Below are 10,950 nucleotides of genomic sequence, written 5' to 3'. Positions count from 1 at the left end.
GGTGGCCGCCGGCCGCCCCGCCCGCGCTGCGGGCTGAGCCCGCCCGGCCCGCGCCGCGGGCTGAGCCCCCGGGTGTACGGTGCGAGCATGCAGGGCACGGTGGCCAGCTACGACGCGGCGACGCGCAGCGGTGTTCTGCTGCTCGACGACGGCACCGAGATGCGCTTCCCCGCCCGGGCCTTCGACGCCTCCGGGCTGCGGCTTCTCCGGCTCGGCCAGCGGGTGCGCATCGACACCGATCCCGACGGCGAGGTTGTCCGGGTGACATTGCCGACGATGATCTGAGCCGGCGAGCCCAAGTTCATTTTGCGTTTACCGTAATCGGGTGATTATGAGCGGGTGAGCACCCCTCGCGAACAACCGTCCCGCCCGCCCGCCACCGACCTCCGCAACGGCTCCCGCGTACGCGGCACCGATGGGCGCTTCCGCCCGTCCAGTGCCGAACGCGCCGGTGCCGAACGCGCCGACCCGCTCGCCGACGATCCCGGCGCCGCCTCCTCCGGGCTGGACGAGGTTCTCGACCCCGCGCCGAAGATCGATGCGGGCGGCCCGGCCGCCGGTGACGTCCACCCGGTCCGGCCCGGCGACCTGTCGACCGGTGCCGAGGACGAGCCGCCGGCGGCTCCGCCGCTGCCGGAGGACCGGTTTTTCAACCGGGAGTTGTCCTGGCTCGACTTCAACGCCCGGGTGCTCGCCCTGGCCGAGGACCAGCGCACCCCCCTGCTGGAACGGGCCAAGTTCCTGGCCATCTTCGCCAGCAATCTCGACGAGTTCTACATGGTCCGCGTCGCCGGGCTGAAGCGACGGCTCTCCGCCGGCCTGCCGGTGCGCGGCGGAGACCGGCTGCCCCTGCGTACCCAGTTGGAGCTGATCGCCGAGCGGACCGCCGCGCTGGGCGCCCGGCACGCCGCCTGCTTCGTCGACGACGTGCTGCCCAAACTGGCCGACGAGGGCATCCGGATCCTGCGCTGGGGCGAGCTGGGCGACGGCGAGCGGGAGCGGCTGCGCACCTACTTCCGGGAGCACATCTTCCCGGTGCTGACCCCGCTCGCGGTGGACCCGGCGCACCCGTTCCCGTACATCTCCGGGCGGTCGCTGAACCTGGCGGTGGCGGTTCGTCACCCGGACGGCGGTTCCGAGCTGTTCGCCCGGGTGAAGGTGCCGAACAACGTGCCCCGCTTCGTCCGGGTGGACCGGGACCAGCCGGGCGTCCGGATGCTGCCGGTGGAGGACCTGATCTCGGTCCACCTGGGGCAGCTGTTCAGTGGCATGCAGGTGGTCGAGTGCCACCTGTTCCGGGTCACCCGCAACGCCGAGGTGGAGGTCGACGAGGACCGCGACGAGGATCTGCTCCAGGCATTGGAGCGGGAGCTGGCCCGGCGGCGGTTCGGTCCCCCGGTCCGGCTGGAGGTCGCCGCGTCGATCTCCGACCACATGTTGGATCTGCTCGTCCGCGAGCTGGACATGGACGACCAGGACGTGCTGCGGGTGCCCGGCCTGCTGGACCTGTCCGCCCTCTGGCAGGTCTACGGCGAGGCGGACCGGCCGGACCTGAAGGACCCGCCGTTCGTGCCGGCCACCCATCCCCGGCTCGCCGAGGGCGAGATGCCGCGCAGCGTCTTCGCCACCCTGCGCGACGGGGACATCCTGGTGCACCACCCGTACCACTCGTTCGCCACCAGCGTGCAGCGCTTCATCGAGCAGGCCGCCGCCGACCCGAACGTGCTGGCCATCAAGCAGACCCTCTACCGGACCAGCGGTGACTCCCCGATCGTCGACGCGCTCGTCGACGCGGCCGCCGCCGGCAAGCAGGTGGTGGTGCTGGTGGAGGTGAAGGCCCGCTTCGACGAGGTGGCCAACATCGGCTGGGCCCGCACCCTGGAACGCGCCGGCTGCCACGTGGTGTACGGCCTGGTCGGCTTGAAGACGCACTGCAAGACCGCGCTGGTGGTCCGGCAGGAGGGCAACCAGATCCGCCGCTACTGCCACATCGGCACCGGCAACTACCACCCGAAGACGGCCCGACTGTACGAGGACTTCGGCATGCTCACCGCCGACCCGGAGATCGGCGCCGACCTCACCGACCTGTTCAACGTGCTCACCGGGTACAGCCGACAGACCGCGTACCGGCGGTTGCTGGTCGCACCGCAGGGCATCCGCAGCGGGCTCATCGAGCGGATCGAGCGGGAGATCTCGCACGTCCGCCTGGGCATGCCCGGCCTGGTCCAGTTCAAGGTGAACTCACTGGTCGACGAGGGGGTGACCGACGCGCTGTACCGCGCCTCGCAGGCCGGCGTACACGTCGACCTGCTCATCCGGGGCATGTGCACGCTGCGCCCCGGGGTGCCGGGGTTGTCGGAGAACATCCGGGTCCGCTCGATCCTCGGTCGGTTCCTGGAACACTCCCGGGTCTTCCGGTTCGGCAACAACGGTGAGGCCGAGTTCTGGATGGGCTCCGCCGACCTGATGCACCGCAACCTGGACCGTCGGGTGGAGGCGCTGGTGCAGGTGAGTGACCCGGTCGCCCGCGCCGAGCTGGACCAGGTGCTCACCACCGCGATGAGCCCCGACGTGGACGCGTTCGAGCTGGCCGGCGACGGCACCTGGACCCGGCGTACCGGCGGTGACAACACGCCCCGTGCCCACCTACAGGAACTGCTGCTGCGCCGCGTCGGTGGCACGGCCGGCTGACCGCGCAGCGCATAGGCTGAGCTGATGGTCGAGGAGGAGCAGAAGTACGAGGTGGACGACGCCTACCTGCTACCGGACCTGGCCGGGACGGCCCCGCCCGGCGGTCGGGTCCGGGCACTGCCACCGGTGACGCTTGTCGCCCGCTACCTCGACACCGTCGACCTGCGGCTGGCCCGAGCCGGCGCCTCGCTGCGCCACCGCCGGGGTGACGAGATGCCCTGGACGGTGAAGCTGCCGACCGGAACACCGGGCGTACGGCACGAGATCTCCCGCCCCGGGCCGAAGGGGCAGCCGCCACCGGAGCTGGTGGAGTTGGTCACCGTGCTGCACCGGGGTGCGCCGCTGGCCCCGGTGACGGTGGTTCGGACGGTGCGGCACGCGTACGAGGTGTGTGACCGGGCCGGCGCGGTGCTCGTCGAGGTGGTGGACGACCGGGTGACAGTGCGGGACGACGCTGGCACCACCACCGACACGTTCCGCGAGGTGGAGGTGGAGCGGAAGGCCGGCGACCGGACGCTGCTCGATCGGGTCGGCGGGGTGCTGCGCGAGGCCGGCGCCCAGGCCGGGTCGTTCACCCCGAAGCACGTACGGGCGTTGGGTGAGCCGGCCCAGGCCGATCCGGACCTGGTCGCGCCGGCCGGGCTGCCCGCCGAGCCGAGCGCCGGTGACGTGGTGACCGAGGCGGTACGCAAGGAGATCCGCCGGCTGTTGGCGCACGACTCGCTGGTCCGGCTACGCGCCCCGGCCGCCGGTGACGACACCGCGGTGCACCAGATGCGGGTGGCCTGCCGACGCCTGCGCAGCGATCTGCGGACCTTCAAACCGTTGCTGCGCAAGACCTGGTCCGGCCCACTGCGCACCGAGCTGCGCTGGTTGGCCGGTGTGCTCGGCGCGGCCCGCGACGCCGAGGTGCTGCGCGCGCGGCTGCGCCGTACCGCCGACGCCGATCCGCTGAGCCCGCTCGACCGGGGCGCGGTGGACCGGCTCGACGAGGTGCTCGCCGAACGGCACCGCCGGGCGCTCACCGCGATCGACGAGATGCTGCGCTCCGCGCGGTACCTGGCCCTGGTGGACTCCCTGGTGCTGGCCTCCCGCGCGCCCCGACTCACCCGCCGGGCCGCCGCGCCCGCCGCGCAGGCGCTACCCGCGCTGGTGGCCCGCCCCTGGCGGCGGTTGTCCGGCCCGGACGGCGTCGACGGGCTCGACGCGCAGTCGCCGGACGACCGCTGGCACGCCGTTCGCAAGGAGGGCAAGCAGGCTCGGTACGCGGTCAACGCGGTGGCCCCGACGGTCGGTAAGGGCGCGCGCCGGCTGTCCCGCGCCCTCGCCCGGGTGCAGGACGTGCTCGGCGAGCACCAGGACGCGGCGGTGGCGGCGGACGCCTGGCTGGAGATCGCCGCCGAGCGGCCGGACGACCATGAGCTGGCGGTCACCGCCGGGCGGCTGGCCGAGCGGGAACGCCTGTCGGTGCGCCGGATGCGGGGGCTCTTCCCGGCCGCCTGGCACCGGGCCACCCGGCGACGGCGGACCAGTTGGCTGCCGTGACCGGCATCCGGGCGGCGGGCGGGGTGGCCTGGCGGCCCACCGACGACGGCGTACGCGTCTGCGTGGTGCACCGCCCCCGCTACGGCGACTGGACGCTGCCGAAGGGCAAGCTGGAGCCGGGCGAGCATGCGCTGGCCGCGGCGGTCCGTGAGGTGGCCGAGGAGGCCGACGTGTGGGGCGTGCCGCAGGTGCGGCTGCCGTCGGTGCGGTACCGCAGCGAGGGGCAGCCCAAACTGGTCGACTACTGGTCGATGCTCGCGGTGGCCAGCGGCGGTTTCCAACCGGGCACCGAGGTGGACGACATCCGCTGGCTCCCGGTCGACGACGCGATCCGGTTGGTCAGCTACCCGCACGACGCCGAGGTGTTGGCGGCGTTCGCCGCGCTGCCGCCGGTCACCGCGACTGTCGCGCTGGTTCGGCACGCGCACGCCGGCAAGCGGGCCACCTGGTCCGGCCCGGACGTCGGACGGCCCCTGGACGCCGAGGGGTGGGCCCAGGCGAACGCGCTGGCCGGGCTGATCGCCCTGATCCGACCGGACCGGCTGGTGTCGGCGTCGCCGCGACGGTGCGTGCAGACGCTCGACCCGGTCGCCGCGCTGCTCGACCTGCCGATCGAGATCTGCGGCGACCTGGACGAGCCCCAGCCCGGCCAGCAGAGCGACGAGCAGATCCTGGCCACCGCCGCCCAACTGCTGGAGCTGGCCGGCACCGGCGGGCAGGCGGCGGTGTGCAGCCAGGGCAAGGTCCTGCCGGGCGCCCTGGAGCGGCTGACCGGCCGCCCGGATGAGGACTTCGCCACCCCGAAGGGCGGCGGCTGGCTGCTCGCCTTCACCGCCGACCGGCTGCTGGCCGCCGATCGCCTGTAGCGCCCGGCCCGGCTTTCGTCAGCGGGGCGGCAGGGTCCTTTCGTCAGCGGGGCGGCAGGGTCCTTTCGTCAGCGGGGCGGCAGGGTCAGGGTCACCGCGACCGGCAGGTGGTCGCTGGCCGTGCTTCGCGGCGCGACCGGGTCGCTGGGGGTCAGGCCGGGCGAGACGAAGATGTGGTCGATCTGCTGGCGCGGGTCGTCCGCCGGGCTGGTCGCCAGTGGTCGGGCGGCGGCCAACGCGTCCACCAGACCGGCGTTGGTGAACTCCGCGAACGCCTCGTCGCCCGGCTCGGTGTTCAGGTCACCCGCCACCACCAGCGGCCGACCGGCCGCGTACCGGGTGGCGAATTCGGCGACCGCGCGGGCCTGGACCACCGGGCCCGTGTCGGGCGGCGGTTGCAGATGGGTGCTGACCACTGCGGTACGGACACCGTCGCCGAGGTCCAGCGTGACGGCGAGGGCCTGCGCGCCGGTGGGCGCGCCGACGGCGGCCAGCGGCAGGGTCCGCGGATCGCGCACCGGCCAACGGCTGAGCACCGCGTCACCCCAGACCGGGTCGGCGGCCGGCCCGAAGACGTACGGCATACCGAGCCGGTCGGCCAGCAGGTCCAGGGTGTCGTGCCCGCCGTTGAGCAGCCACGCCCGGTCCACCTCGCTGAGCAGCACCACATCGGGCCGTTGTTGGACGACGACGTCGGCGAGGTTGGTCAGGTCGAACCGGCCGTCCAACCCGAACCCCATCCGGATGTTGTACGCCACCACTGTCAACCGCTGCGGCGGGCCGTCCCGGTTGCTGGCCACCGGCACCTCGTCGGCGAGCACCGGTGCCAGCAGGGCCAGCGCGGTGACCGCGGCGGCGGCCCGTAGCGGCGGTAACGGTCCGGGAAGCCGGTGGACCACGGGACGGGCGCTGAACGCCACGGCGGCGACCAGCACGGCCACCACCACGGGCACCGCCGCGTTGGGGTAGCCGAGGTCGTAGGCCGAGTAGTAGCCCACCGCGCCCAGCGCGAAGACGAGCATGCCGGCGGCGGCCGCGTACCCCCGCCGGGCGCTGGCGCCGCCGGTGGTGCTGGTGTTCGCGGTGTCGCTGCCGACGTCGTCGGTCAGGGCGAGGCAGCCGCCGAGACCGACCGCGGCGAGGAGGATGGCCGGCAGGAGCAGGTCGCCCCGATCGAGGGCGAACAGCACCGCGCCGACGAGCAACGCCACCGGGCCGTACCCGCGGCCCCAGCCGCGTGGCGGCCGGGTCAACGCGGCGCACAGGAACCCGGCGACCGCCACCGGCACCGGTGCCAGGCCGAACAACGGCGAACGCGCCACGCCGTCCCCGGCGACCAGGTACGACATCGCGGTCCGGGTCAGTGCCGGGGAGAGCGCCACCATCCCGGCCAGCAGCAGCGCGGGCCCGGCCAGCAGCCAGGCCCGGCCAGCACCGGGGCCGGCGGGGACATCAGCGGTGCCGGTGCGTCGGCCGGATCGCGCCGTGCCGACCAGGAACACCGCCACCGCGACGGCGCTGAGCAGCCAGGCCACCCAGTCGCCCCGCCAGACCAGGTCGACGGTGTCCAGCACCGCGTGCAGGGCCGCGTTGACCGCGAACCCCAACGCCAGCCCCGGGACCGGTCGGTCGGTGTCGGTGGCGACGCCGACCAGCCAGACCAGCCCGGCGAGCAACCCGGCGGTGGCCACCCAGAGTTGCGTACGCCCGCCGGGAGCGGCGGTGAGCGTGAGCCGGGCGACGGCGAGCGCGACAGCGGCGACGACCGTGACCGGGCGGGCTCCGACTCGGCGGACCACGGCGGGTGCGCCCATCGCGAGCACGAACCAGCCGAGGGCGAACGCTCCCATCAGCTCGGCGGGGGTGGACGCCGCCTGACCGAAGATGGTGATGATGCCGGGCAGCCAGACCCGCAGCACGTCGATGAGGAGGAGCACGCCCAGCGCGAGCGTCCCGGTGGTGAGCTGGCGGTAGCGCACCGGCGCCCCATTTCCCGTCGACGGGCCGGCGGAGGGGGGCCGGCACGGCGATTCTGCGCGAGCCAGCCAACCGGGTCAACGGTCCCGAGTACGCCGAACGACCACCCCGGTACGCCGCAAGGGCGCCCACCCACGGGTGGACGCCCTTGCGGTGCGGCTCGGTCAGCGCTTGCTGGCCGCCTTCTTGGCCGGAGCCTTCTTCGCCGCCGTGCTCTTGCTCGCCGCCGCGGTGGTCTTCTTCGCCGCGGTCGACCGGGTCGCGGCGGTGGTCTTCTTCGCCGCGGTGGTCTTCTTGCTGGCGGCCGTCTTGGTCGCCGTGGTGCTCTTGCTCGCCTTGGCCGGGGCGGTCTTCTTGCTGGCGGCCGTCTTGGTCGCCGTGGCGGTCTTGCTCGCCTTGGCCGGGGCGGTCTTCTTACCGGCCGCCTTGGCCGTGGTCGCCTTGGTGCCCGTCGCCTTCGCGCCGGCCGCCTTCGTGCCAGTCGCCTTGGTGCCGGCCGCCTTGGCCGTGGCGGCGCTGGCGGCGGTCTTCTTCGCCGCCGCCGTGGCCTTCGGCACCTTGCCGCTGGCCACCATCTCCTTGAACCCGGCGCCGGGGCGGAAGGTCGGGACTGACGTCTTCTTGACCTTCACCGCCTCGCCGGTACGCGGGTTGCGCGCTGTTCGCGCGCCACGCACACGCTTTTCGAATGCTCCGAATCCGGTGATCGCCACCTTCTCGCCCTTGGTGACCGCCGCCTGGACCTCGGTGAGGACCGCGTCGAGCGCGGCCGTCGCCATCTTCCGGTCCCCCAGGCGAACGGCGAGCGCCTCGATGAGCTCGGCCTTGTTCACGACTTCCTCCCGATTGTGCAACTGACTCGTCGCGAGCCATTCTGCGCGCACGGTATGCCCTGTGCTGCCGGGACACAAACATTCGGTAGAAAAAAGCCCTTGTGTCGTAACGGATTCACCCCCACCGGTTGGACCGATGGGGGTGAAATCCGCTGTGCGAGCGGCCTAACGGCTATGCCACGGAGGGCAGGAAGGGCAGTCGGCGCGCCTCGTACGAGTCGATGTCGGCGGCGTGCCGGAGGGTGAGTCCAATGTCGTCGAGGCCCTCCAGGAGGCGCCAACGGCTGAAGTCGTCCAGCGGGAACGACCAGCTCGCGTCCCCCGCCCGGAGCTGGCGGGCGGTCAGGTCGACGGTCACCGGAGTGGTCGGATCCGCCTCGACCAGGCCCCACAACTCTTCGACGGCTTTCAATTCCAACTCGACCGGCAACAGACCTTCCTTGAGCGCGTTGCCGCGGAAGATGTCGCCGAAGCGCGGCGCCACCACCGCCCGGAAGCCCCAGTCCCGTAGCGCCCAGACGGCGTGCTCCCGGGAGGAGCCGGTGCCGAACTCCGGGCCGGCGATGAGGATCGACGCCCCGGAATAGTTTTCATCGTTGAGCACGAATGACGGATCTTCCCGCCAGGCGCTGAACAACCCGTCGGCGAAGCCCGTCCGGGTCACCCGCTTGAGGTACACGGCGGGGATGATCTGGTCGGTGTCCACGTTGGACCGGCGCAGCGGCACGGCGGTGCCGGTGTGGGTGGTGAACTTGTCCATCTCGTCGGTCCCTTCTACAGGTCGGCGGGGGCGGCCAGCCGGCCGACCACAGCGGTGGCGGCGGCCACCGGCGGCGAGACCAGGTGGGTACGCCCACCCCGGCCCTGACGGCCCTCGAAGTTGCGGTTCGAGGTGGAGGCGGAGCGCTCGCCCGGCTTCAGCGTGTCCGGGTTCATGCCCAGACACATGGAGCAGCCGGCGAACCGCCACTCCGCCCCGGCGTCGGCGAAGACCTTGTCCAGCCCCTCGGCCTCGGCGGCCTCGCGGACGGCGGCGGAGCCGGGCACCACGAGCATCCGGACGCCGTCGGCGACGCGGTGACCCCGCAGCACGTCGGCTGCGGCCCGCAGGTCCTCCAGTCGGCCGTTGGTGCAGGAGCCCACGAAGACCACGTCGATGGGCAGCTCCCGCAGCGGGGTGCCGGGGCGCAGGTCCATGTACTCCAGGGCCCGGCGGGCGGCGGTGCGCTCCGAGTCGGTGGTGAACTCCTCCGGGTCCGGCACCGGGGCGCTCAGCGGGGCGCCCTGCCCGGGGTTGGTGCCCCAGGTGACGAACGGAGTGATCTGGCTGGCGTCCAGGGTCACCTCGGCGTCGAAGCGCGCGCCCTCGTCGGTGGGCAGCGTCCGCCACCACGCCACCGCCGCGTCCCAGTCCGCGCCCTGCGGCGCGTTCGGTCGACCCTTGAGGTACGCGAAGGTGGTCTCGTCCGGCGCGATCATGCCGGCCTTGGCGCCCCACTCGATGGACATGTTGGCGATGGTCATCCGCCCCTCCATGGAGAGGGCTCGGATCGCCTCGCCGCGATACTCGACGATGTGCCCGCGACCGCCGCCCGTGCCGACCTGCGTGATCAGCGCGAGCACCAGGTCCTTGGCGGTCACGCCGGGCGCGAGGCGGCCGGTGACGTTCACGGCCATCGTCTTCGGCCGGCTCTGCGGCAGCGTCTGGGTGGCCAGCACGTGCTCCACCTCGCTGGTGCCGATGCCGAAGGCGAGCGCGCCGAACGCGCCGTGGGTGGCGGTGTGCGAGTCGCCGCAGACGATCGTCAGGCCCGGCTGGGTGAGACCGAGCTGCGGGCCGATCACGTGCACGATGCCCTGGTTGTCGTCACCGAGCGGGTGCAGCCGCACCCCGAACTCGGCGCAGTTGCGGCGCAACGTCTCAATCTGCGTACGCGACGTGGGGTCCGCGATGGTGAGCAGGTCACCACGGCGGAGGCGGAACGCCGGGTCGGCGTACCCGGTCGGGGTGTTGTGGTCCTCGGTCGCGAGGGTCAGGTCGGTACGTCGCACCCGGCGCCCGGCGAGCCGCAGCCCGTCGAACGCCTGCGGGCTGGTCACCTCGTGCAGCAGGTGCAGGTCGATGAAGAGCAGGTCCGGCTCACCAGCGGCGGACCGTACGACGTGCGCGTCCCAGACCTTCTCGGCCAGGGTCCTCGGCTCAGGAGTGACTCCCACCATCTGGACATCCTAAATTCTGGGAGGTAAGTTTCGGCTTGTGGGACACAGTATGAGCGGTGTCGGCGTTCTCGACAAGGCGGTGGTCATCCTGGCCGCCTGCGTGGACGGCGCCAGCCTGGCCGAACTCGTTGAACGCACCAAGCTGCCCCGAGCCACAGCACATCGGCTGGCACAGGCACTGGAGATCCACCGGATGCTGGTCCGGGACACCCAGGGCCGATGGCGACCAGGGCCCCGCCTGGGTGAGTTGGCCAACGCCGCACCGGACGTTCTGCTCACCGCGGCCGAGCCGTTGCTGGCCGCGCTGCGCGACGCCACCGGCGAGAGCGCGCAGCTCTACCTGCGCCGCGCCGACGAGCGGATCTGCGTGGCGGCGGCGGAACGCGCCAGCGGGCTACGGGACACCGTTCCGGTCGGCTCGGTGCTGCCGATGACGGCCGGCTCCGCAGCCCAGATCCTGCTCGCCTGGGAGCCGCCGGAGGCGGTGATGCCGCTGCTGCCGCGGAGCAAGTTCACCGGCCGCACCCTCGCCGAGGTACGCCGCCGGGGCTGGGCGCAGAGCGTCGCCGAACGGGAGGCCGGTGTGGCGAGCGTCTCCGCCCCGATCCGCGACCGCACCGGCCGGGTGATCGCCTCGGTCAGCATCTCCGGCCCGATCGAACGCCTCGGCCGCCGCCCCGGCGAACGCCACGCCATGGCCGTAGTAAGAGCCGGCCAACGCCTATCCGGCCTCTAACCCGCCCTCCCCCCGCCCCTGCCCCCAGCCCCACCCCCCGCTCCCGGTGATCAAGAAGTTTGCGTCACGACACGCCGGAGGC

At 73.0% G+C, this 10,950-nt stretch carries 9 protein-coding genes; 5 read left to right on the top strand and 4 right to left on the bottom strand.

Features of this window, described 5'->3' with window-relative positions:
• Positions 1–87 precede the first annotated feature (87 nt).
• The 4 genes from ABZU52_RS29970 to ABZU52_RS29955 are packed head-to-tail and all read left to right on the top strand — an operon-like array spanning position 88 to position 5,102.
• Positions 88–285: a hypothetical protein gene (locus tag ABZU52_RS29970; protein WP_030335323.1), complete on the top strand. Its 198-nt coding sequence runs from the start codon at positions 88–90 to the stop codon at positions 283–285.
• 54 nt (positions 286–339) lie between these two features.
• Positions 340–2,691: an RNA degradosome polyphosphate kinase gene (locus tag ABZU52_RS29965; protein ID WP_354974306.1), complete on the top strand. Its 2,352-nt coding sequence runs from the start codon at positions 340–342 to the stop codon at positions 2,689–2,691.
• Positions 2,692–2,715: 24 nt separating this feature from the next.
• Positions 2,716–4,236, top strand: a complete 1,521-nt coding sequence (locus tag ABZU52_RS29960; protein ID WP_354974305.1) for a CYTH and CHAD domain-containing protein — start codon at positions 2,716–2,718, stop codon at positions 4,234–4,236.
• Positions 4,224–5,102: an NUDIX hydrolase gene (locus tag ABZU52_RS29955; RefSeq protein ID WP_354974304.1), complete on the top strand. Its 879-nt coding sequence runs from the start codon at positions 4,224–4,226 to the stop codon at positions 5,100–5,102. Before ABZU52_RS29960 ends, ABZU52_RS29955 begins: the two co-directional genes overlap by 13 nt.
• Before the next feature lie 68 nt (positions 5,103–5,170).
• Here the strand turns inward: ABZU52_RS29955 and ABZU52_RS29950 are convergent, their stop codons facing one another.
• The 4 genes from ABZU52_RS29950 to leuC form a co-directional block, all read right to left on the bottom strand.
• Positions 5,171–7,081, bottom strand: coding sequence for an endonuclease/exonuclease/phosphatase family protein (locus ABZU52_RS29950; RefSeq protein ID WP_354974303.1), 1,911 nt, complete (start codon positions 7,079–7,081; stop codon positions 5,171–5,173).
• Between the two features lie 162 nt (positions 7,082–7,243).
• Positions 7,244–7,912 carry an HU family DNA-binding protein gene (locus ABZU52_RS29945; RefSeq protein ID WP_354974302.1) on the bottom strand — a complete coding sequence of 223 codons (669 nt, stop codon included), beginning with the start codon at positions 7,910–7,912 and terminating at the stop codon, positions 7,244–7,246.
• Between the two features lie 172 nt (positions 7,913–8,084).
• On the bottom strand, positions 8,085–8,672 hold the full coding sequence (gene leuD, locus ABZU52_RS29940; protein WP_354974301.1) for a 3-isopropylmalate dehydratase small subunit: 588 nt from the start codon (positions 8,670–8,672) through the stop codon (positions 8,085–8,087).
• A gap of 14 nt (positions 8,673–8,686) precedes the next feature.
• The gene (leuC, locus tag ABZU52_RS29935) at positions 8,687–10,132 is read right to left on the bottom strand and encodes a 3-isopropylmalate dehydratase large subunit (protein ID WP_279516866.1); all 1,446 of its coding nucleotides are present in this window, start codon (positions 10,130–10,132) and stop codon (positions 8,687–8,689) included.
• Positions 10,133–10,181: 49 nt separating this feature from the next.
• Here leuC and ABZU52_RS29930 point away from each other — a divergent pair, with 49 nt between their 5' ends.
• Entirely contained in the window at positions 10,182–10,868 is a 687-nt protein-coding gene (locus tag ABZU52_RS29930) for an IclR family transcriptional regulator (protein ID WP_007456408.1), read from the top strand.
• Positions 10,869–10,950: the final 82 nt, after the last annotated feature.

The organism is Micromonospora sp. NPDC005220, from assembly GCF_040607895.1.
Lineage (GTDB): Bacteria > Actinomycetota > Actinomycetes > Mycobacteriales > Micromonosporaceae > Micromonospora.
The sequence above is the reverse complement of the archived record's forward strand: the minus strand, read 5'-3'. Positions and strand labels throughout refer to the sequence as shown.